At 65.8% G+C, this 24,541-nt stretch carries 23 protein-coding genes and 1 riboswitch; of the genes, 7 read left to right on the forward strand and 16 right to left on the reverse strand.

What is annotated here, in order from left to right; translation table 11 throughout:
• Positions 1–33: 33 nt before the first annotated feature.
• Together MJ205_RS19125 and MJ205_RS19130 are read left to right on the forward strand one after the other, a co-directional pair.
• Positions 34–933 (forward strand): LysR family transcriptional regulator, encoded by a 900-nt coding sequence (locus MJ205_RS19125; RefSeq protein ID WP_239809902.1) that lies wholly within the window; start codon positions 34–36, stop codon positions 931–933.
• A 22-nt stretch (positions 934–955) separates the two neighbouring features.
• On the forward strand, positions 956–2,308 hold the full coding sequence (locus MJ205_RS19130; RefSeq protein ID WP_239809903.1) for a hypothetical protein: 1,353 nt from the start codon (positions 956–958) through the stop codon (positions 2,306–2,308).
• Positions 2,309–2,329: 21 nt separating this feature from the next.
• On the opposite strand, the gene MJ205_RS19135 is transcribed toward MJ205_RS19130, so the two are convergent.
• From MJ205_RS19135 to MJ205_RS19170, 8 genes are all read right to left on the reverse strand, one after another.
• Positions 2,330–4,024, reverse strand: coding sequence for a glycosyltransferase (locus MJ205_RS19135; protein ID WP_239809904.1), 1,695 nt, complete (start codon positions 4,022–4,024; stop codon positions 2,330–2,332).
• Between the two features lies 1 nt (position 4,025).
• A complete protein-coding gene (locus tag MJ205_RS19140; RefSeq protein ID WP_239809905.1) occupies positions 4,026–5,999 on the reverse strand; it encodes a tetratricopeptide repeat protein in 1,974 nt (657 codons plus the stop codon).
• A 169-nt stretch (positions 6,000–6,168) separates the two neighbouring features.
• A complete protein-coding gene (locus tag MJ205_RS19145; RefSeq protein WP_239809906.1) occupies positions 6,169–6,570 on the reverse strand; it encodes a YkgJ family cysteine cluster protein in 402 nt (133 codons plus the stop codon).
• 117 nt (positions 6,571–6,687) lie between these two features.
• Positions 6,688–7,050, reverse strand: a complete 363-nt coding sequence (locus MJ205_RS19150; protein ID WP_239809907.1) for a Rieske (2Fe-2S) protein — start codon at positions 7,048–7,050, stop codon at positions 6,688–6,690.
• Positions 7,051–7,145: 95 nt separating this feature from the next.
• The gene (locus MJ205_RS19155) at positions 7,146–8,624 is read right to left on the reverse strand and encodes a M20 family metallopeptidase (protein ID WP_239809908.1); all 1,479 of its coding nucleotides are present in this window, start codon (positions 8,622–8,624) and stop codon (positions 7,146–7,148) included.
• Positions 8,625–8,767: 143 nt separating this feature from the next.
• Positions 8,768–9,355, reverse strand: coding sequence for a methionine biosynthesis protein MetW (gene metW, locus MJ205_RS19160; protein ID WP_239809909.1), 588 nt, complete (start codon positions 9,353–9,355; stop codon positions 8,768–8,770).
• Positions 9,352–10,509, reverse strand: a complete 1,158-nt coding sequence (gene metX / locus MJ205_RS19165) for a homoserine O-succinyltransferase MetX (protein ID WP_239809910.1) — start codon at positions 10,507–10,509, stop codon at positions 9,352–9,354. The genes metW and metX overlap by 4 nt, the downstream gene beginning before the upstream one ends.
• A gap of 151 nt (positions 10,510–10,660) precedes the next feature.
• Entirely contained in the window at positions 10,661–11,152 is a 492-nt protein-coding gene (locus MJ205_RS19170; RefSeq protein WP_230780145.1) for an Lrp/AsnC ligand binding domain-containing protein, read from the reverse strand.
• 104 nt (positions 11,153–11,256) lie between these two features.
• On the opposite strand from MJ205_RS19170, the gene putA reads away from it, so the two are divergent.
• Complete coding sequence (putA, locus tag MJ205_RS19175; protein ID WP_239809911.1) at positions 11,257–15,120, forward strand: trifunctional transcriptional regulator/proline dehydrogenase/L-glutamate gamma-semialdehyde dehydrogenase; 3,864 nt, start codon at positions 11,257–11,259, stop codon at positions 15,118–15,120.
• Between the two features lie 105 nt (positions 15,121–15,225).
• On the opposite strand, the gene MJ205_RS19180 is transcribed toward putA, so the two are convergent.
• On the reverse strand, positions 15,226–15,798 hold the full coding sequence (locus tag MJ205_RS19180; protein WP_021025439.1) for a TMEM165/GDT1 family protein: 573 nt from the start codon (positions 15,796–15,798) through the stop codon (positions 15,226–15,228).
• A gap of 95 nt (positions 15,799–15,893) precedes the next feature.
• Positions 15,894–16,007, reverse strand: a riboswitch (yybP-ykoY riboswitch).
• A gap of 231 nt (positions 16,008–16,238) precedes the next feature.
• On the opposite strand from MJ205_RS19180, the gene MJ205_RS23700 reads away from it, so the two are divergent.
• Positions 16,239–16,652, forward strand: a complete 414-nt coding sequence (locus MJ205_RS23700) for an RNA recognition motif domain-containing protein (RefSeq protein ID WP_256460942.1) — start codon at positions 16,239–16,241, stop codon at positions 16,650–16,652.
• A 255-nt stretch (positions 16,653–16,907) separates the two neighbouring features.
• Positions 16,908–17,519, forward strand: coding sequence for an RNA recognition motif domain-containing protein (locus MJ205_RS19190; protein ID WP_239809912.1), 612 nt, complete (start codon positions 16,908–16,910; stop codon positions 17,517–17,519).
• 85 nt (positions 17,520–17,604) lie between these two features.
• Here the strand turns inward: MJ205_RS19190 and MJ205_RS19195 are convergent, their stop codons facing one another.
• The 4 genes from MJ205_RS19195 to MJ205_RS19210 are packed head-to-tail and all read right to left on the reverse strand — an operon-like array spanning position 17,605 to position 20,599.
• On the reverse strand, positions 17,605–18,426 hold the full coding sequence (locus MJ205_RS19195) for an SDR family oxidoreductase (RefSeq protein ID WP_239809913.1): 822 nt from the start codon (positions 18,424–18,426) through the stop codon (positions 17,605–17,607).
• Positions 18,427–18,432: 6 nt separating this feature from the next.
• Positions 18,433–19,032 carry an LPS export ABC transporter periplasmic protein LptC gene (gene lptC, locus MJ205_RS19200; RefSeq protein ID WP_239809914.1) on the reverse strand — a complete coding sequence of 200 codons (600 nt, stop codon included), beginning with the start codon at positions 19,030–19,032 and terminating at the stop codon, positions 18,433–18,435.
• Positions 19,029–19,601 carry a KdsC family phosphatase gene (locus MJ205_RS19205; protein ID WP_239809915.1) on the reverse strand — a complete coding sequence of 191 codons (573 nt, stop codon included), beginning with the start codon at positions 19,599–19,601 and terminating at the stop codon, positions 19,029–19,031. Before MJ205_RS19205 ends, lptC begins: the two co-directional genes overlap by 4 nt.
• A complete protein-coding gene (locus MJ205_RS19210; RefSeq protein ID WP_239809916.1) occupies positions 19,601–20,599 on the reverse strand; it encodes a KpsF/GutQ family sugar-phosphate isomerase in 999 nt (332 codons plus the stop codon). The genes MJ205_RS19205 and MJ205_RS19210 overlap by 1 nt, the downstream gene beginning before the upstream one ends.
• A gap of 140 nt (positions 20,600–20,739) precedes the next feature.
• Between MJ205_RS19210 and MJ205_RS19215 the strand changes: the two genes are divergently transcribed.
• Positions 20,740–21,294, forward strand: a complete 555-nt coding sequence (locus MJ205_RS19215) for an adenine phosphoribosyltransferase (RefSeq protein ID WP_133856207.1) — start codon at positions 20,740–20,742, stop codon at positions 21,292–21,294.
• A gap of 33 nt (positions 21,295–21,327) precedes the next feature.
• On the opposite strand, the gene MJ205_RS19220 is transcribed toward MJ205_RS19215, so the two are convergent.
• Positions 21,328–22,071 (reverse strand): hypothetical protein, encoded by a 744-nt coding sequence (locus MJ205_RS19220; protein WP_239809917.1) that lies wholly within the window; start codon positions 22,069–22,071, stop codon positions 21,328–21,330.
• A 204-nt stretch (positions 22,072–22,275) separates the two neighbouring features.
• Entirely contained in the window at positions 22,276–22,752 is a 477-nt protein-coding gene (locus MJ205_RS19225) for a Crp/Fnr family transcriptional regulator (RefSeq protein WP_021024746.1), read from the reverse strand.
• A 185-nt stretch (positions 22,753–22,937) separates the two neighbouring features.
• Here MJ205_RS19225 and MJ205_RS19230 point away from each other — a divergent pair, with 185 nt between their 5' ends.
• Positions 22,938–23,864 carry a class I SAM-dependent methyltransferase gene (locus tag MJ205_RS19230; protein ID WP_239809918.1) on the forward strand — a complete coding sequence of 309 codons (927 nt, stop codon included), beginning with the start codon at positions 22,938–22,940 and terminating at the stop codon, positions 23,862–23,864.
• 161 nt (positions 23,865–24,025) lie between these two features.
• Here the strand turns inward: MJ205_RS19230 and azu are convergent, their stop codons facing one another.
• Entirely contained in the window at positions 24,026–24,508 is a 483-nt protein-coding gene (azu, locus tag MJ205_RS19235; RefSeq protein WP_239809919.1) for an azurin, read from the reverse strand.
• Between the last annotated feature and the right edge of the window lie 33 nt (positions 24,509–24,541).

Below are 24,541 nucleotides of genomic sequence, written 5' to 3' on the forward strand. Positions count from 1 at the left end.
TCGATAATTGCGATTGATTAATCTGCAACGCAAATGAATCTCTCCCACCGCGATATCCAGGCCTTTCTGGCGCTGGCCAGCCAGAAGAACTTCACCCGCGCAGCCAGCCTGTGCCACCTGTCCCAACCGGCGTTCAGCGCGCTCATCCGCGCGCTGGAGGCCACGGTGGGCCTGCGCCTGTTCGAGCGCAGCACCCGGCATGTGCTGCTGACGCCTGAGGGCGAGCAGTTCCTGCTGTCGGCCCAGCGGCTGGCCGCCGAATTCGCTGCCTGCGAACAAGCCATGCGTGATACCGCCCAGCTCGCCCAGGGCCGGGTGAGTGTGGCGCTGCTGCCGTCGCTGGCGGCGGGCTGGCTGCCCCCGGTGCTGCGCAGCTTTGCGGGCCAGCACCCAGGCGTGCAACTGCAGGTGCTTGATGTGCTGTCCGAGCCCTGCATTGCCGCCGTGGCCAATGGCGATGCAGACTTTGCACTGGCCGCCATCCGTGCGGACACGCCCGATCTGCGCGCCGAGCCCTTTTGCAGCGACCGCTTTCACCTGGTCTGCCCGGTGGACCACCCGTTGGCTGCGCGGGACGAGGTCCAGCTGTCCGACCTGGCCGCCTGGCCCTTTGTGCACCTGGCCCGGCACAGCAGCGTGCGCCAGTACCTGGATGCCGCCTTCTTCCCCCAGACCATGCAGACCCTGGTGGAGGTGGAGCAGCTGGCCACCGTGATGGGCCTGGTCAAGGCCGGCCTGGGGATCAGCGTGGTGCCGGCCCTGACCTTGTTTCACTTTGTGCAGCCTGGCCTGGTCACCCGGCCCCTGGATCTGCCCGGCAGGGACCGCCAGATCTACATGGTGCGCAGGCGCGAGCCCAGCCTGTCGCTGGTGGCGCAGGCGCTGTACCAATTAATGCAACAAAAACGCCCAGATTTCTCCCATATTGGCTGATGCGCTCTACACTGCAGCGCTGATGCCTTTGACCAGCCAGCCCCTGACAACGCCCGTCGGCGCCCCTCCTCTGCCCTATCTGGCACTGCGCACCCGGGTCTGGTCGCTGCTGGCCTGGGCGGCGCTGTTTGCGCTGCTGGCCTGCGCGATGCGCATGCTGCTGAACTACCCCATGTGCGTCAACGACGAGCGCAACTGGATCGGCATCGCCCAGCAGCTCGACCAGGGCGTTGCCTGGCCGGTCTCCGGGCCTGCGTTTGTGAACACGCTGCGCCAGGCGGCATGGGTGACCAATTCCAGCCATGCGCAAGTGATGCCCTGGATGGGGGTCTGCGGCGTGTTTATCGTCGTCGGCGGCCTGAGCTGGGGCTACTACCGCCTGGGACTCAAAAGCCTGGTGCCGGTGTTTGCCACGTTGGCGCTGTCAAGCTACTTCTGGGCACCGCTGATGGAGGCACGCCCGCAGCAATGGGGGCAGCTGGCGGTGTTTCTGGGCACCATCTCGGCCTGGCGCTGGCTGCAGCACCGGGGCGGCCTGGCCTTCTTCCTGGCGCTGCCGGGGGTGGCCTTCACCCATATCCTGAGCCATGCGGTGCTGGTGTTTCTCTGCCTGGTGCTGGTGGCAGCCCATGGCATGGCGCAGCGCCGCTGGAGCCTGCGCCACCTGGCCGTTGCCGTGCTGTGCATCGCCAGCTTTGCCGTCTATGCCTGGCCCGGCGGGCCTTATACCGATATGCTGCGCGACCTGCGCCAGGCCCATTTCCAGCACTGGCCGCTGAGCCTGCCGGCCTTCCTGGCCATGCTGGTGGCCGTGGCGGCAGCGGCCTGGGCCAGCCGCCGCTGGTGGCACGGCGACATCCATTGGCCCACGGCCGCAGTGGCAGGCCTGCTGCGCCACCAGCGCGCTGCGGGATGGTCGCTGTGCATCGCTGCGCTGCTGATGCTGACGATGCAGGCCTATCTGCTGCCGCCTGCGGCCTGGGCGCCCTATGGCGGCTCCTGGCTGCGGTTTGTGCTGTTCCAGTCCGGCAATCTGCTGTTTGCCGGGTTCTTGCTGGTGGGCGCCGGCCGCTGGCTGGGCGGCTTTCACCACCACCGCATCGATCCCGGCATGGCGCGTTTCCTGGTCTGTGTGCTGGCGGGCATTGCGCTGCTGGGCCTGCTGGCCGTTGCCGCCTCGTGGTGGCTGCTGGACACCAACTGGATGCTGCGCGTGCTGAACTACGGTATCTTCTTTGCCGCGGCGCCCGCTGCGCTGGGCATGGAGCATGTCACCCGCCTTTGGCCGCGCTGGCGCCGGGGCTTGCTGCTGGGCGCGGGCATGGCCGCCAGTGTGCTGGCCGTCGTGCGCCCGCCGATGCTGCTGGGCTGCTGAGCCAGCAGCGCCCAGGCACCCCTAACGCACAAACAAATGCCGGCCGACCAGCGCATGGCGTGCGCGGGCCCAGGCGGCCACTTCCTCACCGCGCAGCAGCAAGGCGGTGCGCCCCAACTGCAGGTGGCGGATACCGCGCCGCGCCAGCCAGCGCTGCCAGATGCCCGCTGGTGCTGCCTGGGGCGGCTCACTGCCCGTCTCGCCCAGCAGATCGGCAGCCGCCCGGATGGACAGCGCACTGAGCACCTGCTCGCCGGCCAGCCGCTGGATCAGTGCCACCACATCGGACCAACCCAGCTCGGCCAGTGACACATACGCCAGGCCGCCCAGCGCTTGCGGATCCGGGCTGCGCTGGCCGCTGGCATCGACGCAGAGCAGCAGGCTTCCGGGATGGGCAGCCTGCCACCGCTGCAGCAACGGCCATTGCGCGGCCTGCTGCACCACGGCCACCTGCAGGGGCCGGGCTGCTGCCGCTGGCGGGCGCAGAATGGGCAGCCCCTCCGTGGCAGGCCGGATGCTGGCGTAGACCTCGGCAATGCGGCGCTCGCACTGGCCGATCGTGAAATAGGCGTCCGCCGCCTGCTGCGCCGCCAGGCCCCGCTCGGCCAGTTGCGCCTTGGCGGCCAGCGCCTGGCGGATCGCTTCTTTCCAGGCCTGGACCTGGTCGGGCGCATAGCACTGCCCGCTGCCCGACTGCCCCACGACCCAGGACATGCCCGAGCCATCGAGGTCGGAGGCAATGCAGGGCTTGCCATGCTGCATGGCTTCGATCAGCACCAGGCCAAAGGCCTCGGTGCGCTCGCGCGAGGCCAGCGCAAAGATGTCGCAGCTGTTGAACAGCGCATGCTTTTGCGCTTCGCTGACCTGGCCGAGCAGCTCGACATGGGCGCAGCCTTGCTGCGCACGCTCGCGCGCAATCAGCGCTTCGAGCTCCTTGCGCTGCTCGCCTTCTCCGGCAATGATCAGCTGCACATCGGCAAAGCCGGCCACCGCCGAGATCAGGGTGTCAAAGCCCTTGTAGTAGGTCAAACGGCCCACCGACAGCACGCGCAGCCGCGCATCGCCCCAGAGCTGCAGTTGCGGCGCCTCGGCCTGGGCCTGCTCCAGCACCTCCTGGTGCAAAGGCTTCAAGCCCAGCGGAATGGCCAGTGTCTTGAACAACCAGCGCTGCAGTGGAACGCTGGCGGCCATATACGGTGGCGACGTGGCCAGGATGGCCGCACTTTGCCGCAACAGCTTGGTCTCGAACGGCCGGTAGATCTGGTAGCACAGCTGCAGCACGCGGTCCCATTGGGAGATCAGCACATCCGAGTGCCAGTGCGTCACCCAGGCAACGCGGCGCGCGGCCGGCATGATGAGGGCCCAGAATGCCGCGTTATTGGGCATGTGCAGATGCAGTACATCGGGCTTGAAGGCGCGTATGGCCCGGTGCAACGCCAGCGGAAAGCCCAACGCAATCGGCGCGAACACCAGGGTGATCTGCACCGGCACACGGATGAGCCAGGGCGGGTCATCGGGCAAGGGGTCGCCATGCACCACCGCGCGGGCATCGATGCCGTTGGCACGCTGCTGCTCGATCAGATCGGCCAGAAACGATTCCATGCCGCCCCGGTAAGGCGGATAGAACTTGCCCACATGCAGCACCCGCTGCGGCGTCTGCTCGGGCGGTACATGCAAGGGCTCGGCGCCAGGCCGGCGCCACCAATTGCGCCGCATGTTATTGGCCGCCTTGCAGTTGCTGCAGCAGCCGCTGGTAGACCGGATTGGCCGGGTCCATGGCGCTGGCGCGTTGCAGGTTGGCAATGGCCTGGGCCCGGTCGCCCTGCTCGCGGTAGGCCAGGGCCTTGCCGTAGTAGGCCGGCGGGTTGGGCTGGCGTGCCAGCGATGCATCAAAGATCTGCAGGGCCTGCGCAAAATCGCGCTTGCCGATGAATGCGATGCCCAGGCCCACTTCCAGGCGGGTGTTGCCCGGCGACATCTGCAGCAGGCGCTGGTAATTGGCAATGGCCACATCGTAGTGGCCCGAGGGGATGGCCACCTCGGCCTGCTCGAGCAGAATCTTGGGCAACAGCACCGCTTCGGGCTGCATGCTCAGCGCCTTGGCGTAAGCCTGGAACGCGGGCTCCATCTGCTGCGTCATCTTGTAGGCTGTCGCTTGGTGGTAGGCCAGCGCTGCATTGTCAAAGCCCTGCTTCTGGGCGCTGTCGAATGCAGTGATGGCCTCTGGGTAGCGCTTGAGCAGCTCCAGCGCCATGCCCCGGTTGAACTGCGCAGAGCCCAGTGGCTCCTGCAGCGCAACGGCCTTCTCGAAATCCTGCAGCGCCTGCTCGTAGTTCAGGTTCTCGAGCAGGTAGGCGCCCCGGTTGATGAACGGGCGCCAGCGGCCAAAGGCATTGAATGGCGCCTGCAGGTCCACCTTCTGGGCCGCATCGCTCCAGGCGCTGTATTCGGTCTTGAGGCTCAGGCTGCGCTCTACCGCCAGCGCCGTCAGCACCAGACCGGCCGCGCAGGCCAGCGCCACCATCAGCTTGCGCGGAAAGAGCAGCAGCACTAGTGCCAGCAGGGCCGGCAGCAGCATCGCCCAGATGTAGCTGCGGTACAGCACAAACGGGTCTTGCAACCAGCTGGTGACAAACTCGGTGCTGAACAGCAGCGCCGTACACAGCAGCACCAGGCCCACCAGGCCCCAGGCATCGCGCTTGCGCAGCAGCAGCACCGCGCTGCCGATCACCAGCGCCACGTAGCCCAAGCCCCCCAGCAGATGGGGCAGGCTGCCAAAGCCCAGCGGGAAGACCGGGCGCAGGTCCAACGCCATCCATTGCACATTGGGCAGCAGCCACAGCAGGCCGTACTCGAAGAACAGCTTGCCCTGGTTGAGCAGGCTCAGCGGGTAGATCGACGCGGTGATCCCCGGGTAGAGCTGCTCGAGCTGGCGCACATAGGCCCAGGAGGTGTCATCGGTGGCCACAGCGCCGACAAAGGCGCCCAGCTGCGTCCACAGCAGCGCGGTCAGCACGCCGATGAGCACCACGATCGCCGCGCCAATCGCCAGCAGCTTTTGCCAGGACGGCCGTTTGACAAACACATAGAGCGGCAAGGCCAGAGCCGGCAGTACCACCGCATGCTCCTTGCTGACCAGTGCGCAGAGCAGGAAGACCACCGCCAGCGCCGCCCATTGCAGGCCTGCACCGGCCAACGCGCGGATATAGGCCCAGCAGGCCAGCGCGGAAAACAAGGTCATCATCACCATGCTGCGCTGGACCAGATAACCTACTGCGTAGACGCCCACGGGATGCACCGCAAACAGCGCGACGGCGGCAAAAATAGCGATGCGGATATGGGTGTCAAAACCCGGCTCGGCCCGCGCTTCATCGGAAAACGCGGTGTGCCTGAACAGTTCGGTCACCAGCAGCCAAATGGCATAGCAGGTGGCCAGGTGCAGAACGATATTGAAGGCACGCTGCACGGCCATACTCTCGCCGAACAGCGACTGTATCCAGACAAAGCTGCCATAGGACAGCATCCGCACCTTGGGCTCGATCAGGCTGCCATAACGGCCAAAAATGGTGCCGTCTGACAGCCGTCCGTCGTCAAATACCAGGCTGTTGTGCAGGCCCAGGCCATAAATCGTGAAGACGGCGGCCAGGAGCGCCAGCACGCCCAAAGACCAGAAAATTTTTGATTTTTGCATCGGCTAGTTGGCTCAGTAGTGCCCCAGCCTTGCGTTTGCAGGGACCGGGCAGCACCTGCGGCAGGTGCGCGAGCCATTCTAGAGGAGTATTAAGCCTCTGTATAAGCCAGGCCGGGCGCTGAGCCAACAGTCCGCTCCGCACAGCGCTGGATCATCAGGGGCGCGGCATTTATTGCAAATCTTTGTGCCCATATGCACAATAACCCGGTTTGGGCCCTTTTTTCGGATGCAGGCGGCAGGTCTCTGGCCGTTTTTCATAAACGGTGCAGCGCCGCGCCACCGGATCGAGAAACTGGCAATCGCCACTGGCGCGGCGCGCCATCGTGAAGATATTGTGCTTGGGGTTGTAATGGTCGATCAGCCGGGCCTTGAGCAGGCGCTTGGCGATCAGCTTGTGCGCGATGTTGTCGACCTCGAAGGCATCGACCAGGCCCAGCCGCACCAGGTCGGGCAGCTGCACCTCCAGCGGCATCGTGCAGCAGTTGGCTGCGCAGCTGTCGCAGAGCCCGGCCTTGTACTTGGTCCAGGTCTCCAGGCGGTCAACATCAACGATTCGGATCGGGGATTTCATGGCGGGGGCGCTGCGCGAGCGGTCCGGCAGGCGCGGCCGCTCATTTTTGAAGGCCGCCAGTATCGCGCCAAAGCGATGTCTGGGGCGCGCGCTGGGGCATGGTGACCTGGCAGGCGCTCAGCCCTGCTTCAGCCACACCGCGCCATCGCGCTCTTCCACCGCCACCGCGTCGAGGCTGGCACCCCGGCAGGGGCCGCCGACGCATTTGCCGGTATCGGGCTGGTAGATGGCCCCGTGGTAGGGGCACAGAATGAACTGGCGGCCACTCTCCAGAATGTCGCCATCAAAGTCCATCGCCACGCTGGCGTGCTGGCACTCGTTGATCCAGCCGTGCAGCTGGCCCTGCCAGCGGATCACAAAGGCCTTCTGGCCGTTGGGCAGCTGGAAGAAAAAGGGCTTGCCGTTGTCCTGCAGGTCGGCGCTGGCACCCAGCGGTTCAGTGCCGTCAAACAAGATGGTGGGGGCGGTGGGCTCGGTCATGGCGGGCGCGCTGTCGTGGTTGTGGTCGTCAAAAAGAAAAGGCAGCCGCTGCGTGCGCGGGTGCACGCGGCAGCTGCCCGGTGGGCTGGTGGCCGTTATACGCTGGCCGCCTTGGTGGGCATGCTGGCAATCACCTGGGCCACGGCGGCGGTGAGCTTCTTGGCATACGGCACATGCAGGAACTCATTGGGTCCGTGCGCATTGCTCTTGGGGCCCAGCACGCCGCAGACCATCATCTGCGCTTTGGGGAAGCCGGCGCTGAGCATGCCCATCAGCGGGATCGAGCCGCCCTGGCCGATAAAGCCGCAGTCCGCGCCAAAGTGCGCACGGCTCGATTGGTTGAGCGCGTTCAGGAACCAGTCGCTGGTGTTGGGGGCATTCCAGCCGTTGGCGCCGCTGGCGCCTTCCCAGGTGACCTTGGCCTGGTAGGGCGCGTTGTCTTCGAGCAGGGTCTTGAGCTCCTGCATGCACTGCGTGGCATCGACCAGCGGGGGCAGGCGCAGGCTCAGCTTGAAGGCGGTATAGGGGCGCAGCACATTGCCGGCATCCTGCAGCGCGGGCAGGCCCTCGGCACCGGTGACGGACAGGGTCGGCTCCCAGGTGCGCTTGAGCAGCGCCTGCGTAGGGTCGGTGGTGGTGGGCAGCGCAAACAGGCTGGAGCCATTGCAATCAAAATGCGCCCAGGGGAAGCGCTTGTACAGCTCATCGCCCAGAATGCCGGCCGTGGCCTGCGCCTGGGCCAGGCGCTCTGCCGGCACCGCGCAGTGGAAGCTCTCGGGCAGCAGGCGGCCGGTCTTGCTGTCTTCCAGGCGGTCGAGCACCTGGCGCATGATGCGGAAGGACGAGGGCACGACGCCCGAGGCATCGCCCGAGTGCACGCCTTCGGTGAGGATCTCGACCTTCAAGGTACCCGCGACCATGCCGCGCAGGCTGGTGGTCAGCCACAGCTGGTCGTAGTTGCCGGCGCCGCTGTCCAGACAGATCACCAGGCCCACATCGCCCAGGCGGGGCTTGAGCATGTCGATGTAGACCGGCAGATCGCCCGAGCCGCTTTCCTCGCAGGTCTCGATCAGGCCGACGATGCGCGGGTGCGGCACATTCTGGCGCTTGAGTTCCTGGATGGCGGCCACGCTGGCGTAGGTGGCATAGCCGTCGTCGGCGCCGCCCCGGCCGTAGAGCTTGCCGTCTTCGTATTTGGGGGTCCAGGGGCCCAGGTCATTGCGCCAGCCGGAGAACTCGGGCTGCTTGTCCAGGTGTCCGTACATCAGCACGGTTTGCTCGCTCTGGGCCTGGGTCGCAGGCACCTCGAAGAACAGCACCGGCGTGCGGCCCGGCACGCGCACCACTTCCAGTTTCAGCCCTTCAACCTTCTGCGCCTCAATCCAGCTGGCGGCATTGCGCACCACGGTGTCGATGAAACCATGCTGCTCCCAGTTGCCATCGAAGCCCGGCGACTTGGCGGGGATGGCGATGTAGTCGGTCAGCTGGCGAAGAATATCGCGGTCCCACTGCTGGCTGATATGGCTGAGGGCAGCATCGGCTTGCAGCTGGGCGGCGTCGAGGCGGGCGTTCATGGGCGAATCTCCTGGAGGTGCTGCCACGAAAAGGGCAGCCGCAGGCATAAGCGTACCAGCGCAGGCGCCACCCGGCTATCGCCTGCGGCAAAGCCCTGCTGCCTTTGTACAGCGCAGAGCCCGCCGCGTGGCGCGCCGTGGGCTCAGGCGTGCTCGAAGTGGAACACCGCCGTGCCGGCGCGGGCATTGGGGAGCCAGCGCCGCACCTCGCCGTTTTGCAGGCCAAAGCTGTCCAGAATGTGCAGCTTGTTCTTGAGCGCCAGTACCTCGAAATCCTTGAAGGTGCCGACGCGGATGTTGGGCGTGTCGTACCACTGGTAGGGCAGGCGCTTGGTCACGGGCATGCGGCCTTGCAGGATCGACAGGCGGTTGGGCCAGTGCGCAAAGTTGGGGAAGGCGACCACGCCTTGCTTGCCGATGCGCGCAGTCTCGCGCAGCATCACCTCGGCATTGCGCAGATGCTGCAAGGTGTCGATCTGCAGCACTACATCAAAGCTGTTGTCCTCGAAGATGGCCAGGCCGTCTTCCAGGTTCAGCTGCAGCACGTTCACGCCCCGGCGCACGCAGGCCAGCACATTGGCGTCGTCAAACTCGATGCCATAGCCGCTGCATTCGCGCTCGCGCTGCAGGTAGGCCAGCAGGCTGCCGTCGCCGCAGCCCAGGTCCAGCACGCGGGCGCCCTTGGGTACCAGGTTGGCAATCGCCTGGAAGGTGGAAGAAGACTCGGTCATGCGGCCTCCTGGCTGCGGGGCAGGCCGGCGCTCAGTTCGCGGGCCATGTTTTCAAAATAGGAGCGCATCACGCCCATGTAGCGGGCATCGTCGAGCAAGAAGGCATCGTGGCCATGGGGCGCGTCGATCTCGGCGTAGCTGACGGTGCGGCGGTTGTCGAGCAAGGCCTTGACGATCTCGCGGCTGCGCGCTGGCGAGAAGCGCCAGTCGGTGCTGAAGCTCACCAGCATGAAGCGCGCCTTGGCGCCGGCCAGCGCCTGGGTCAGGTCGCCGCCAAACGGCTTGGCCGGGTCGAAGTAGTCGAGCGCGCGGGTGATCAGCAAATAGGTATTGGCATCGAAGTAGTCGCTGAACTTGTCGCCCTGGTAGCGCAGATAGCTCTCGATCTGGAACTCCACATCCTGGGTGCTGTATTTCAAGTCCAGGCCTTCGCGCAGCTGGCGGCCGAACTTCTGGTTCATCACATCGTCGCTCAGGTAGGTGATGTGGCCGATCATGCGCGCAATGCGCAGGCCGCGCTTGGGAACCACGCCTTCTCTGTAGAAGTGGCCGCCATGGAAGTCCGGGTCGGTCACGATGGCGCGGCGCGCCACCTCGTTGAACGCAATGTTCTCGGCCGACAGACAGGGGGCGCTGGCCACCACCACCGCATGGCGCATGCGGTCGGGGTACTGCAAGGTCCAGGACAGCGCCTGCATGCCGCCCAGGCTGCCACCCAGCACGGCGGCCAGCTGGCGGATGCCCAGCCGGTCCAGCAGCAGCGCCTGGGCGTTGACCCAGTCCTCCACCGTCACGACCGGGAAATCGGCGCCGTAGACAGCACCGGTGTCCGGACTCAGGTGCATGGGCCCGGTAGAGCCAAAGCAGGAGCCCAGGTTGTTGACGCCGATGACAAAGAAATGGTTGGTATCGACCGGCTTGCCCGGGCCGATCATGTTGTCCCACCAGCCCTCGCTCTTGGCCTGGCCCTCGTAGTGGCCGGCCACGTGGTGGGAGGCATTGAGTGCATGGCAGACCAGGATGGCGTTGGAGCGGTCGGCGTTGAGCTGGCCGTAGGTCTCGTAGGCCAGATGGTAGTCGCGGATGGAGGCGCCACTTTGAAGAGGGAGCGCCTCCGGGAAATGCATTGATTGGGGTGTCGCAACGAATGACATAAAAAACCCGGCAACGCTAAAAACGAGGCCGGGTCGATGGAATGCAGTCGCCTACCGAGTCTTTAGCTGGATTTATAAAGCGCCCGCAAGCTGAAGCAAATCGGCGCCGTGAAATCTGAGTGTACTGCAAATCGGCCGCGCATGGGCTGCGTCAACTGCCGCCCAGGTAGAGCCGGTTGGAGCTCTTGACCTCTTCCATCACCGCGTAGGTACGGGTCTCGCGCACGCCGGGCAATTGCCACAAGACCTCACCGGCAAAGTGGCGGTAGTGGTTCATGTCGGCCACGCGGATCTTCACCAGGTAGTCAAAGCCGCCGGCCACCATATGGCACTCCATGATCTCGGGCCGCACCTGCACCGCCGCCTTGAACTCGTCAAACACATTGGGCGTGGTGCGGTCCAGCAGCACCTCGATGAAGACCAGCATCGCCGCGCCCAGCTTTTGCGGGTTCAGCCGCGCCTCGTAGCCGGTGATATAGCCCTCCTTGGTCAGGCGCTGCACCCGGGCCAGCACGGCCGTGGCCGACAGCGATACCGCCTCGGCCAGCTTCAGGTTGGAGATGCGGCCGTCCCGCTGCAGCACGGCCAGAATGCGCAGATCGATGCGGTCGAGGTCGTCCGGCGGGTCGATGATGGCGGTCATGGGCAGAATTTTTCACTAAGAATGGGCCACATTATGGAGAGAAATTCAAACCACAAACGATCACACTGGCGGCATTCACTATCTACTCTGAACACGAGCCCGCCATGACTGCCAACGCCGTTGTTGACAACCAGCCCTCCACCAACTCGCCATTTTCGGCCACGGGCAGCAGCCCATCTGGTGCCAGTGCTCCTGTTTTTAATGAGCTGGTGTCGGCCTTGCAGCCCGCCTCGGCACTGCGGGCGGCCATCACTGCCGCCTACCGCAAGCCCGAGACCGAAGCGCTGCAAGCACTGCTGCCCCAGGCCACGCCACCCGCCGCCATCGCCCAGGCCGGCGATGCGCTGGCGCTGCAGCTGGCCCGCACGCTGCGCGAGCGCAAGGCCGACAGCGGCCGCTCCGGCCTGGTGCAAGGCCTGCTGCAGGAGTTCGCACTGTCGTCGCAAGAAGGCATTGCGCTGATGTGCCTGGCCGAGGCGCTGCTGCGTATCCCCGATACGGCCACGCGCGATGTGCTGATCCGCGACAAGATCGCCCACGGCCAGTGGAAGGCCCATGTGGGCAAGAGCCCGTCGATGTTCGTCAATGCCGCCGCCTGGGGCCTGGTGCTGACCGGCAAGCTGGTGGCCACGCACAGCGAAGGCTCGCTGGGCCAGTCGCTCACCCGCCTGATCGGCCGGGGCGGCGAGCCGCTGATCCGCAAGGGCGTGGACATGGCCATGCGCATGATGGGCGAGCAGTTCGTCACCGGCGAGACGATTGGCGAAGCGCTGAAGAACGCCGAGCGCCTGGAGGCCAAGGGCTTCCGCTACTCCTACGACATGCTGGGCGAAGCGGCGATGACCAGCGATGACGCCAAGCGCTATCTGCGCGACTACGAAAACGCGATCCATGCAATCGGCAAGGCCAGCAATGGCCGGGGCGTCTACGAAGGCCCGGGCATCTCGATCAAGCTGTCGGCCCTGCACCCGCGCTACAGCCGCGCCCAGTATGACCGCGTGATGGCCGAGCTCTACCCGGTGGTGCTGCAGCTGGCCGTGCTGGCCAAAAGCTACAACATCGGCCTCAATATCGACGCCGAAGAGGCCGACCGCCTGGAGCTGTCGCTGGACCTGCTGGAAAAGCTCTGCTTTGCGCCCGAGCTGGCCGGTTTTGCCGGCATCGGCTTTGTCGTGCAGGCCTACCAAAAGCGTTGCCCCTATGTGCTGGACTTCATCATCGACCTGGCCCGCCGCAGCCAGCACCGCCTGATGGTGCGCCTGGTCAAGGGCGCCTACTGGGACAGCGAGATCAAGCGCGCCCAGATCGACGGTCTCGAAGGCTACCCGGTCTACACCCGCAAGGCCTATACCGATGTGTCCTACCTGGCCTGCGCGCGCCAGCTGCTGGCCGCGCCCGATGCGGTCTACCCCCAGTTCGCCACGCACAATGCCCACACCCTGGCCACCATCTACCACCTGGCCGACCCGGCCCGCTACCAGCCCGGCCAGTACGAGTTCCAGTGCCTGCACGGCATGGGCGAGCCGCTGTACGAACAGGTGGTGGGCCGCACGGCCAGCGAAAACCTGGGCCGCCCCTGCCGCATCTATGCCCCCGTGGGCACGCATGAAACCCTGCTGGCCTACCTGGTGCGCCGCCTGCTCGAGAACGGCGCCAACACCAGCTTTGTGAACCGCATCGCCGACCAGGACATCCCCCTGGCCAAGCTGGTGGAAAACCCCGTGACCACCGCCCAGCAATGGGCACAGAGCGAAGGCCAGCTCGGCCTGCCCAACCCGCACATTGCCCAGCCGCGCGCGCTGTATGGCGCAAGCCGCAGCAATTCGGCCGGGCTGGACCTGTCCAACGACAACCGCCTGCGCGCGCTGCAGCACGACCTGCAGGCCAGCGCACAGATGGCCTGGCATGCCCAGCCCCTGCTGGCAGACGGCGCCCCCGCCTCTACCCAGCCGAGCGAGCCCGTGCTGAACCCGGCCGACCACAGCGACCAGGTCGGCACGGTCACGCAGGCATCGGCCGATCAGGTGGAGTTTGCGCTGGCTGCTGCCCAGGCCGCCGCCGCCCGCTGGCAGGCCACCCCGGCGGCCCAGCGCGCCGATTGCCTGGCCAAGGCCGGTGACCTGCTCGAAGCCCATATGCCCACCTTGATGGGCGTGCTGGTGCGCGAGGCGGGCAAGACCTGCTCCAACGCGATTGCCGAAGTGCGCGAAGCGGTGGACTTTCTGCGCTTCTACGCCGCCCAGGTGCGCAGCTGGGGCCAGGCGGATTACCAGGCCCTGGGCCCGGTGGTCTGCATCAGCCCCTGGAACTTCCCGCTGGCCATCTTCAGCGGCCAGATTGCTGCCGCGCTGGCTGCCGGCAACACCGTGCTGGCCAAACCGGCCGAGCAGACCCCGCTGATCGCCGCCGCTGCCGTGCAGGCGCTGTGGCAGGCGGGCGTGCCGCACGATGTGCTGCAGCTGCTGCCGGGCACCGGCGAGACCGTGGGTGCCCGCCTGGTGGGCGACAGCCGCGTGCAGGCCGTGATGTTCACCGGCTCGACCGAAGTGGCCCGCATTCTGCAAAAGACCCTGGCCCAGCGCCTCGATGCCCAGGGCCAGCCCGTGACCCTGGTGGCCGAGACCGGCGGCCAGAACGCGATGATCGTGGACTCCTCCGCGCTGGCCGAGCAGGTGGTGGTCGATGTGCTGTCCTCGGCCTTTGACTCGGCCGGCCAGCGCTGCTCGGCGCTGCGCGTGCTCTGCGTGCAGGAAGAGGCCGCCGATCGCCTGCTGCACATGCTGCGCGGCGCGATGCAGGAGCTCCAGGTCGGCAACCCCTGCCAGCTCAAGACCGATGTAGGCCCCGTCATCGACGCCGAAGCCAAGGGCGTCATCGACCAGCACATTGCCCGCATGCAGGCCGCCGGCCACCAGGTCTGGCAAAACGGCGGCGCCAGCGCGCAGGGCACCTTTGTGCCGCCGACGGTGATCGCCATCCGCCAGCTGTCCGAACTCAAGCGCGAAGTCTTCGGCCCGGTGCTGCATGTGCTGCGCTACCGCCGCGAGAACCTGCCCCAGCTGCTGGCCGACATCAATGCCACCGGCTACGCCCTCACCTTGGGCCTCCACACCCGCATTGACGAGACCATCAGCCAGGTGGTCACTGCTGCGCATGCCGGCAATATCTATGTGAACCGCAACATCGTCGGCGCCGTCGTCGGTGTGCAGCCCTTTGGCGGCGAAGGCCTGTCGGGCACGGGTCCCAAGGCCGGCGGCCCGCTGTACATGCTGCGCCTGCTCAGCCGCATGCCGGCCACGGCCACGGTCGATGCGCTGGCCCACCTGCCCCGCATGGCGGGCAATGAGGCGCCCGCGCCCGCCACTGGCCAGCGCGGCCATGCCCATGGCCTGGAGCAGGCCGATGCCGCCCCGGCCGCTGCGCTGGATGCGCTGCAAAGCTGGGCCAGCCAGCAAGGCCAGGGCGAGCTGGCAGCGCTGTGCCAGCGCTATGCTGCCCATACCGGCAATGGCTTTGCGGCCGAGCTGCCCGGCCCGACCGGTGAGCGCAATCTGTATGTGCTGAGCGGCCGCGAGCGCGTGGGCTGCGTGGCCAGCACCACAAGCCTGCTGCTGGCCCAGCTCGCCGCCGTGCTGGCGGCTGGCTCCACCGCCGTGTGGCCCGCCAACAGCCAGTACGCCAGCCTGCTGGCACAGCTGCCCGCATCGGTACGTGCCTCGGTGCAACTGTCGGCGCACAGCGCGCAGGCCTTCCTGCAGTCCGAAGCCTTCGATGCGCTGATCGCCGATGCCGCCAGCGGCTGGCTGCCCACCGGCAGCAGCCTGGCGGGCCGCCCCGGCGCCATTGTGCCGATCACCGCCCAGGCCGCCGATGGCAGCGTGCCACTGTTCCGCCTGCTGGCCGAGCATGCGATCAGCATCAACACCGCAGCAGCGGGCGGCAATGCGAGCCTGATGACCTTGGACTGAGGCTGAGACTTGGGGCGCCGCCCCATCCAAAAAGGGCTGGAGATCGCAGGATCCCCAGCCCTTTGCGTTTGAGCGTTGCCGGTGTTGCTGGCGCCGCCAGCGCCGTCAGTCCATCGTGGTGAACAGCGCAGCCACGCCCAGCACCAGGAAGATCACCGCACAGACACGGTGGATCCAGCGGATCGGCAGCTTCTTGGTGATCTTGTCGCCAAACCAGACCACCGGCGCATTGGCCAGCATCATGCCGATCGTGGTGCCGGCGACCACCCAGTAATAGGAAGCCGGGTACTTGGCGGCCAGCCCCACGGTGGCCAGCTGGGTCTTGTCGCCCATCTCGGCCAGGAAGAACAGCAGCACCGTGGTGCCGAACACGCCCCAGCGGCCGCTGCTCTTGCCCGCTTCGTCCTCGTCGATCTTGTCGGGAATCAGCATCCAGCCGGCCATCAGGATGAAGGACACGCCCAGAATCCAGCGCAGCACATCAGGGCCCAGCATTGTCGTGATCCAGGCACCGACGGCGCCGGCGAGCGCATGGTTGACCAGGGTCGAGACAAAGATGCCCAGCACAATGGGCCAGGGTTTGCGGTATTTGGCAGCAAGGACGAGCGATAGCAGCTGTGTCTTGTCGCCCATTTCGGCAAGGGCGACGACAGCGGTCGAGAGGAGAAAGGCTTCCATGAGTGGGGATCGTTATTGCAGCCGGATATAGCAAGACAGCATTGACCGCATCGCGACTCCGGCATTGGATCGCAACGTGGTCAATGGTCTCGCCCAGCATCCTCATCACAAGGTGCCGTGTACGCCATAGGCCGCGAAGGCCCAAGTTTGTTGACGCACACTCCGCGGCGCATTGCACGCCCGGCAGGCTACTCCCCAAAGACTGGCGCATCATACGCCCAAAAGCGATGCTGCGCCGCAACACCCACTGCCGCCAGGGAAAATACCAAGCCCCGCTTGCGGGAACTGTCAACACAGCGTAAGGCGATTCACCCATAATGGTGAAGCTCAATGTGCCCCCGGGTACACTACAGCGCGCGGTGATCCGTCTTGGAAGTTGTCACAGGTTTGTTGATTGCATCAGGCTCCATCGCTTTTTTTACTTTTTTCGGAGTCCTCAAATGGGCAACAAACTTTACGTGGGCAACCTGCCCTACTCTTTCCGTGACAGCGATCTGGAAAGCACTTTCAGCCAGTTCGGTACCGTCTCCAGCGCCAAGGTCATGATGGAACGTGACACCGGCCGCTCCAAGGGCTTCGGCTTTGTGGAAATGGGTTCGGACGCTGAAGCACAAGCTGCTATCGAAGGCGTGAACGGCCAAGGCTACGGCGGCCGTAACCTGGTTGTGAACGAAGCCCGTCCCATGGAAGCCCGTCCTCCACGCAGCGGTGGTTTCGGTGGTGGCAACCGTGGCGGCTTCGGCGGCGGTGACCGTGGCGGCTTCGGCGGCGGTGACCGTGGCGGCTTCGGCGGCGGCGATCGCGGTGGCTTCGGCGGCGGTGGCCGTGGTGGCTACGGTGGCGGCAGCTACTAAACACCTCACCTCCAAAACCTCTTACGGGTTTTGACGGTTAGATGACGGGTTTTCCCGAAAAAAAGGCCTCTTTGAGGCCTTTTTTGCATCTGGTTGCAGCTTCCGCGCCACAACTGAGGGGCGGAACTATGCCATTGTCGGTTTTTATGCCAGAAAATAAAGGATGGAGTATTCCTCCATCGGGCTACTGCGATGAATGACCGGTGTTCTACAGGGCGCTATCGCATTATTTAAGAGTTATCAGGAGTCCCTCAAATGGGCAACAAGCTTTACGTCGGTAATTTGCCATACCAGGTTCGCGACAACGATCTGGAACAGGCCTTTGGTCAGTTTGGCAGCGTAACCAGCGCCAAGGTGATGATGGAACGCGACACGGGTCGCTCCAAGGGTTTCGGTTTTGTAGAAATGGGCAGCGATGACGAAGCCCAAGCAGCGGTCAACGGTCTGAACGGTCAGCCTCTGGGCGGCCGCAATCTGGTCGTGAACGAAGCGCGTCCGATGGAGCCCCGTCCTCCCCGCAGCGGCGGTGGTGGCTTTGGCGGCCCACGCGGTGGTGGCTTCGGTGGCGGCGGTAACCGCGGCGGCTTCGGTGGCGGCGGTGGTGGCTACGGCGGCGGTGGTGGCGGTGGCTACGGCGGCGGCGGTGGTGGTGGATACGGCGGCGGCGGTGACCGTGGCGGCTACGGCGGTGGCGGCGGTGGTTATGGCGACCGTGGCGGTCGCGATGGCGGCCGTGGCGGCAATGACCGTGGCTTTGGTGGCGGTGATCGTGGCGGCGACCGCGATGGCGGCTTCCGCAGCCCCTACGGCAATGGTTCGCGCAACCGCGGCGGCAACCAAGGCTACGACAACAACGACGATTATTGATGTCTGCAGGCACACCCTGGCGGTGCGCCTCCAGCAACGACAAAGCCCCGCCAGGGGCTTTTTTCATGGCCGGCGCAGACCTGCGTCAATCCCGGCCTGGCGGCAGCTCTTGCACCCGTTCGCGGTGGCGGTGCTTGCGCGGACGGTTGGCGAGCGCGCGGTCATACAGCGCATTGGGCAGGCAGCGCAACAGCTTGGCCACCCAGCCCATCTGCCAGGGGATGACGGCATAGCTGCGCGCCTTGGCAATCACCGCGAAGGCCTTGTCGGCGAAGGCCTCGGGTTGCATCAGGAACGGCATGCCGTAGCGGTTGTGGCTGGTGAGCGGCGTGGCCACAAAGCCCGGGCTGATCGTGACCACCTGCACGCCGCTGCGCTGCAGCTCCACCCGCAGGCTCTCGCAGTAGCTGATGACCGCCGCCTTGCTGGCGCAGTAGGCGCCGTGGCCGGGCAGGCCGCGTATGCCGGCCACACTGGCAATACCCACCAATTTGCCACTGCCACGCGCCTGCATGGGCCGCACAAAGGCGTGGAAGGTCGCGGCCATGCCGATCACGTTGGTGGCATAGGTCTGGGCCATGACGTCCAGGTCCTCGCGCTCTGCCGTGTCGATGCCGTAACTCACCCCGGCATTGGCCACCACCACATCGGGCAGGCCCTGCTGCTGCAGGCATTGCGCGCAGGCGGCAATGATCTGGTCCTGATTGGCCACGTCGGCGCCATAGATGGCATAGCGGCTGCTGTCCATGCCTTGTGCCTGCGCCCATGCCTGCATCACTGCGCTGCGGCGGGCCACCAGCGCCAGCCGGTAGCCGGCCTGGTAGTAGCGCCAGGCCAGCGCCTGGCCGATGCCGCTGGAGGCGCCGGTGATCAGCACCAGCGGTGCGTCGCTCAGGGGGGTGGCCATGGGCGCTCAGCGTGCGGGCTGCAGGACACCCTTGACCCGGCCCTTGAGTTCGGCCACCTGGGTGATGTTGTTGAAGACCATGGAATCGGCCGTGAAGCGGTCCTTGCCCCGGATGATCTCGACTGGCTTGTTCGAGCTCACACGCTCTTCATTGACAAAGGCGTGCAGGAATTCGCCCCGGAACTCCATCTGCGGCACACCCGGCTTGTTGCTGCTGCGCACCACCTTGGCATTGCCGAACAGCTGCACTTCCGAGCCATCGGCATTGGACAGCGCGCGGTCGGCCGTCGCCACCGTCGTGGATCCATCCTGCCGCAGCGAGCGCATCGTGGCCGTATCGATCTCCAGCGTGTCGGTGTCGATGAAGTGGCGCATCTTGTTGCCCAGGATCTCGCTGGTCAGCACGCCGGTGCCATCAAAGTTGCGCACTGAAAAATCGCTCATGTAGTAATCCACCTCGTGGCCGGGCACCACCGCCTCACGCACGCTCTGCGGCTTGGGGGCATTGCGCACCAGCCACCAGGTGCCCAGCGCCAGCAGACCCATCAGGATCACCGGCAGGTAGATGGACGACAGGTCCATGAGGCGTCGCACACGAGATTTCATTGTCCGTACCGATCGAGCAGGTTGACATAGGCACCGCTGGCGGCCAGCACAGCATCGCACAGCTCGCGCGCGGCGCCTGCGCCGCCGTGGCGGGTGGTCACCCAGTGTGCCACGCCCAGCACTTCGGGGTGGGCATTGGCGGGGGCGCAGGCCAGCTGGCAGCGGCGCAATACCGGCAGATCCGGCCAGTCATCGCCAATGGCAGCGGCCTGGTGCCAGTCCAGGCCCAGCGCCTCCAGCATGGCCTGGGCGGCGGGCAGCTTGTCCTCGGTCCCATAGCGCACATGCGCGATGCCCAATGCCGCGAGGCGGTGGCGCAGCGGCGCCGAGTCACGCCCGGTGATGACCGCCGGCACGATGCCGGCTTCGCGCAGCATCTTGAGGCCATGGCCGTCGAGCGTGTGGAAGCGCTTGAGCGTTTCACCCTGCTCGCTGATGTACAGGCCGCCATCGGTGAGCACGCCATCCACATCGAAAAACACGATCTTGATGCCCTGGGCACGCAGCAGCAACCCGGCGGGCCACTGCTGGGCGGGGGTGATGGGGGGCAAGGTCAGGGTGCTGGCCATCAGATCACCTTGGCCCGCATCAGATCGCCCACATGCACGATGCCTACCAGGCGCCGGGCCGCATCGGTGACCAGCACGCTGGTGATGCGGTAGGCCTCCATCATCGCGGCGGCATCGGCCGCGAGCGCGTCAGCCGATATCTGGCGCGGCGCCGCATGCATCACCTCGGCCGCAGTCAGGCCACGCAAATCGGCACCGGCCTCAATACGGCGGCGCAGATCGCCATCGGTGAAGACGCCCTGCAGCAGCCCGTTTGCATCGACGATGGCAGCCGCGCCCATGCCCTTGGCACTCATCTCGCGCATCAGATCGCTGAAGCTGGCGCTCGGCAATACGGTAGGCAGTTCATCGCCGCTGCGCATCACGTCAGCCACATGGGTAAGCAGGCGGCGGCCCAGCGCGCCACCGGGGTGGGAGCGGGCAAAGTCCTCGGCCTTGAAGCCGCGCGCATCCAGCAGCGCGACGGCCAGCGCATCGCCCATCGCCATTTGCGCCGTGGTGCTGGCCGTGGGGGCCAGGTTCAGCGGGCAGGCTTCCTTGTCCACCTGGGTGTTGAGCACCCAGTCGGCGTGGCGGGCCATCGAGGACTGCAGGTTGCCCGTCATCGCCACGATGGGCACGCCTAGGCGCTTGAGCACCGGCAGCAGCACCGAAATCTCGCCACTCTCACCGCTGTTGGAGATGGCCAGCACCAGGTCCTGGCCGGTCACCATGCCCAGGTCGCCATGGCTGGCCTCACCCGGGTGCACAAAGAATGCGGGCGTACCGGTCGATGCCAAGGTCGCGGCAATCTTGCGCCCGACATGCCCGCTCTTGCCCATGCCGGTGACCACCACACGTCCGGGAATCTCCAGCATGCGCTGCACGACCTGGACAAAGTTGTCGTCCAGGCGTTGTGTCAGCGCGGCAATGGCTTCGGCCTCGATCGCGAAGGTGGACGCCGCCAGGCGCAGAATCTGCGCCGCTTCGAGGGGGCGCTTGGGCTGTAGGGTGCTCATGGAGACCGATTTTATCGGAGCGCCCGCGCCCCGGCGGACGCAGGTCATTGCCAAACATGCTTAACAAAGCACCGCCGCTGGACTGCAACAACCGCACATGCACTACCATGGCGGGTCCTCTCCCCTTCTCCGGCCCCACCATGCACGCTCCCGACGTCAACGCCTTTTTGCGTCACCACATCCGCACCGTCCCCGATTGGCCAGCGCCGGGCGTGCAGTTCCGGGACATCACCCCGCTGCTGCAGAACCCGCAGGTCTTCCATGTGCTGATCGACGCCTTTGTGCACCGCTACATGTCGCGCGACATGCGCCCCGATGTGGTGGCCGGGCTCGATGCGCGGGGCTTCATCCTCGGCGCCGTCATTGCCTACCAGCTCAAGGTGGGCTTTGTGCCGATCCGCAAAAAAGGCAAGCTGCCCTTCACCACGGTGGAGGAGACCTATGAGCTGGAGTACGGCAGCGCCACGGTGGAGCTGCATGCCGATGCGGTCAAGCCCGGCGACAAGGTGCTGCTGGTCGATGACCTGATCGCCACCGGCGGCACGATGATGGCCGGCAAGAACCTGCTGGAGAAACTCGGCGCCCAGGTGATGGAGGGCGCTGCCATTGTCGACCTGCCCGAGCTGGGGGGCTCCAAGCGGCTGACCGACGCAGGCCTGCCGCTGTTCACCTTGGTGGATTTCGCGGGCCACTGAGCCTCCGCTGCAGCGCTGCAGCGGCGTGGACGCTCAGTGCAGATCGCCGTACTGGGTATTGCTCAGGCCGCCAAAACTGGTGTCGGCGGTGGGCGCAGGCGCGCCGCCCCGGCGGGCCGCTTCCCGTGCGATCTGGGTCGGATCAGTGGCACGGCGTGCGGGCGGGACAATCGGCGCCGGCCGTGGCGCGGTGCTGGTCGCGGCGCGCTGGCTGGCCGGTGCCCCCTCCAGCGCCGGCACCGGGTTCATCGCGGCGTCGAGCAAGGCCTTCTTGAAGGCGGCAATCTCTGCCTCATCGACCGGGTCCATGCCCAGCGGCACCGGTGCCATCGGCGCCTGGGACGGCGCGGCGCCAGCGCTGGCGACACGGGGTGCCTTGCTGCTGACGGCACCGAGCTGGGCATTGAGGCGCCAGTACACCGAGGTGATGACGATCTCGAAACGGGTCTTGGCCGAATAGGCGATCAAGGCTTCGATCTGGGTGAGCTTGTCCGGCGAGGCGCAGTGCTGCTGCGCCAGGTCCACCATCACAATGAACTGCGTCGCGCGCTTGTCCAGCGCCAGCACCTTGAATTTGTAAGCTGCCGACAGAATGCCCGAGCGCACCATGGACTCGCGCACCGCCGAATACACCATTTCCCGCCGGGCCGAACGCTCACCGGGCCGCGGCGCGGCACTGTCGTGCGGGGACGCCGCAGCCATGGACTTGGCGCCCACCAACGGGCTCTGGGCGGCCAGCATATCGTGCTGGCTGTGGCCCAACGGCTCGGCGAACATTGTTTGCGGCCCAAAGGCAGCCACGGCCGGTTTTTTTTCTGGTCGACTGAACCATTTGGCAAATATAGACATGCCACTCCCTACCCTGATCAGAATGCAAAACGGTCACCCGTTTCACCATGCAACAGGCATTTGTAATTGTAGGGATGGAGTATTGCATACACTTGTCAGAAAAGCGCGTGCCATTTGACACATGCCAAGCTTTTATGTTGCGGCGACGCGGCGTTTGCGGTTGCCCAGGCGCTTGGCCAGCACCGATCCGGCGGCCATCGCCAGCGCGACGGCCACGGTGGGCTGGCGGTTGCACAGCTCAGTAAAGCGGATGCTGGACAGCCCCCAGAGGCGGCAACCGGCCACCGCCTGCACGGTGGCATTGCGCGGCTGGTGCGAGAAGAACGCGCCTTCCCCGACAATGGAGCCCGCGCCGACGATGGCCAGGCGAATGCGCTGCTTTTCGTCCTCGAAATGCACGCTCAGGCTGCCGCTTTCGACGAAGAACAAGGTGCGCTCCTGCGTGCCTTGCTGAAACAACACCTGGGATGCCGCCAGCTGGGTCTGCGTCAGATATGGGGCCAGGATCTCCCACTGCGCTGCCGTCAGCGGGTTGATCATGCTTTCCTCGTCCTGGCAGTTGTTGATGGCGGTCACCAGGGGCTTGATGTCATTGGCGCTACTGAACATGAAAACCTCCTCCTCAATCCTGGCGGTGATCCACCAGTGATCTGTCGAAACTCATAACCCAAGAAATCTAACCGAGCAGCCGCACAATTGGAGGGCGGGCCGGGGAATATTTGTAAGAAGTATCCCGCAGCCCACATTTCTGGTCCAGCACTGCACCCCCGTTTCTCTTCCCGACATTTGAATCCATGCAAGCATTACTTGAGGCCATCGCCACCATGCCCGCAAGCCAGCAGGCGCAACGCTTCTTCCATGGCCGAGGCGGCCTGTTTCCGGGCTGCGAACACCTGTCGCTGGACCTGTACCCGCCGGCCGTGGTGCTGACCAGCTTTGCGCCGCTGGCCGACGAGGCGCTGCACAGCGTGGGCGAGGCGCTGCAGCAGCGCTGGCAGCAGCTCTACCCGGGTGAGCCGCTCACCTGGGTCTACCAATGCCGGGCGCTGGGCGCGGCCGAGACCCGCCTGGTCCAGGGCTGCCTGCCCGAGCCCCATACCGTGCAGGAGGACGATGCCCGCTATCTGGTGCATGTGCTGCGCGGGCAAAACCATGGCCTGTTTCTGGACATGGCCGAGGGCAGGCGCTGGGTGCGCCAGTTCATAGCGCGCCAGCCGGACCCAGAGCGCTGCAAAGTGCTCAACCTGTTTGCCTATACCTGCGCGTTCTCGGTCGCAGCACTGCAGGCGGGCGCCGGCCAGGTGGTCAATATCGACATGAGCAAGGCTGCGCTGGCCAGCGGCCAGCAGAACCACCGGCTCAACCAGCTGGCCGGCGGCCAGTTCTGGGGCCATGACATTTTCAGCAGCTGGGGCAAGATCACCCGCACCGGGCCTTACCAGCTGGTGATCATGGACCCGCCCAGCTACCAAAAGGGCAGCTTTGTCGCCACCAAGGACTACGCGCGCCTGATCAAGCGTCTGCCCGACCTGCTGGCGCCGGGCGGCTTTGCGCTGCTGTGTCTGAACGCCCCCGAGCTGCCGCTGGCCTTCTTGCAGGACCAGATGGCCGAGCTGGCGCCGGCGCTGGAGTTCATCGAGCAGGTGGCCAACCCCGCGATCTTTGCCGATGTCTCGCCCGACCGGGCGCTCAAGGTGCTGGCCTACCGCATGCCCAGCTGAGGCTGGGCCGCTGTTTCAGCGGTTTAGAGCCGGTAACACGACCCAGCAAACCGAAGGTTTGCGGTTGAGACTAGGCGTCAAGCCGCAGGCAGTACAGTAGTACGACAAGGCAGGGCGCGGCCGGCGAGGCAACGACGTATCAAGGGTTGTGTTAGCGGCTCTTAGTCGATGACGACCAGCTTGCCGCGCATAGGCTCGGCATGGGTGGGGAAGGAGCAGAAATAGGTGTAGTCCTCGCCCTGGCTCAGGCGCTCGACCGGGAAACTCACCGAGGCATGCTCACCGCCCGACAGCATCTGGGTGGCAGCCAGCACGCGGGCATCGCCCCGGCTGAGCCAGGCGCGCTCAGGGCCGGAGCGTTGGCCTTCGCGGATCACCGCCTCGGTGTCCTGGCTGCGCGTCAGCACCCAGTTGTGGCCCGCTTCCTGCCAAGGCTTTTTGCCGGTGTGCAGCAGGTGCACGGTGAACTGCGCGCAGCGCTTGCTCACGCGCAGCTCGGTCAGGTCAAACTTTTTGCCGGGCTGGCCTTTGACATGAGCTTCACAGACTGGCGCCGATGCGGGTGCGGCGGGCTGCGTGAAGGCGGCGCTGCTGGCGCCCAGGGTGGCGGCGCAAAGGGCGAGGTGGTGCAGAGAGATCTTCATGGTTGGTCGCTTGGGTCGTTGAGAAAGAGGAAA

Origin of the sequence: Comamonas sp. B21-038 (assembly GCF_022387135.1) — a bacterium.
GTDB lineage: Bacteria > Pseudomonadota > Gammaproteobacteria > Burkholderiales > Burkholderiaceae_C > Comamonas > Comamonas sediminis.

Excerpts from the sequence above, each read along its gene's own strand:
- MJ205_RS19125 (WP_239809902.1), top strand. The coding sequence starts at position 34 with ATGAATCTCTCCCACCGCGATATCCAGGCCTTTCTGGCGCTGGCCAGC.
- MJ205_RS19130 (WP_239809903.1), top strand. The coding sequence starts at position 956 with ATGCCTTTGACCAGCCAGCCCCTGACAACGCCCGTCGGCGCCCCTCCT.
- MJ205_RS19135 (WP_239809904.1), bottom strand. The coding sequence starts at position 4,024 with ATGCGGCGCAATTGGTGGCGCCGGCCTGGCGCCGAGCCCTTGCATGTA.
- MJ205_RS19140 (WP_239809905.1), bottom strand. The coding sequence starts at position 5,999 with ATGCAAAAATCAAAAATTTTCTGGTCTTTGGGCGTGCTGGCGCTCCTG.
- MJ205_RS19145 (WP_239809906.1), bottom strand. The coding sequence starts at position 6,570 with ATGAAATCCCCGATCCGAATCGTTGATGTTGACCGCCTGGAGACCTGG.
- MJ205_RS19150 (WP_239809907.1), bottom strand. The coding sequence starts at position 7,050 with ATGACCGAGCCCACCGCCCCCACCATCTTGTTTGACGGCACTGAACCG.
- MJ205_RS19155 (WP_239809908.1), bottom strand. The coding sequence starts at position 8,624 with ATGAACGCCCGCCTCGACGCCGCCCAGCTGCAAGCCGATGCTGCCCTC.
- metW (WP_239809909.1), bottom strand. The coding sequence starts at position 9,355 with ATGACCGAGTCTTCTTCCACCTTCCAGGCGATTGCCAACCTGGTACCC.
- metX (WP_239809910.1), bottom strand. The coding sequence starts at position 10,509 with ATGTCATTCGTTGCGACACCCCAATCAATGCATTTCCCGGAGGCGCTC.
- MJ205_RS19170 (WP_230780145.1), bottom strand. The coding sequence starts at position 11,152 with ATGACCGCCATCATCGACCCGCCGGACGACCTCGACCGCATCGATCTG.
- putA (WP_239809911.1), top strand. The coding sequence starts at position 11,257 with ATGACTGCCAACGCCGTTGTTGACAACCAGCCCTCCACCAACTCGCCA.
- MJ205_RS19180 (WP_021025439.1), bottom strand. The coding sequence starts at position 15,798 with ATGGAAGCCTTTCTCCTCTCGACCGCTGTCGTCGCCCTTGCCGAAATG.
- MJ205_RS23700 (WP_256460942.1), top strand. The coding sequence starts at position 16,239 with ATGGGCAACAAACTTTACGTGGGCAACCTGCCCTACTCTTTCCGTGAC.
- MJ205_RS19190 (WP_239809912.1), top strand. The coding sequence starts at position 16,908 with ATGGGCAACAAGCTTTACGTCGGTAATTTGCCATACCAGGTTCGCGAC.
- MJ205_RS19195 (WP_239809913.1), bottom strand. The coding sequence starts at position 18,426 with ATGGCCACCCCCCTGAGCGACGCACCGCTGGTGCTGATCACCGGCGCC.
- lptC (WP_239809914.1), bottom strand. The coding sequence starts at position 19,032 with ATGAAATCTCGTGTGCGACGCCTCATGGACCTGTCGTCCATCTACCTG.
- MJ205_RS19205 (WP_239809915.1), bottom strand. The coding sequence starts at position 19,601 with ATGGCCAGCACCCTGACCTTGCCCCCCATCACCCCCGCCCAGCAGTGG.
- MJ205_RS19210 (WP_239809916.1), bottom strand. The coding sequence starts at position 20,599 with ATGAGCACCCTACAGCCCAAGCGCCCCCTCGAAGCGGCGCAGATTCTG.
- MJ205_RS19215 (WP_133856207.1), top strand. The coding sequence starts at position 20,740 with ATGCACGCTCCCGACGTCAACGCCTTTTTGCGTCACCACATCCGCACC.
- MJ205_RS19220 (WP_239809917.1), bottom strand. The coding sequence starts at position 22,071 with ATGTTCGCCGAGCCGTTGGGCCACAGCCAGCACGATATGCTGGCCGCC.
- MJ205_RS19225 (WP_021024746.1), bottom strand. The coding sequence starts at position 22,752 with ATGTTCAGTAGCGCCAATGACATCAAGCCCCTGGTGACCGCCATCAAC.
- MJ205_RS19230 (WP_239809918.1), top strand. The coding sequence starts at position 22,938 with ATGCAAGCATTACTTGAGGCCATCGCCACCATGCCCGCAAGCCAGCAG.
- azu (WP_239809919.1), bottom strand. The coding sequence starts at position 24,508 with ATGAAGATCTCTCTGCACCACCTCGCCCTTTGCGCCGCCACCCTGGGC.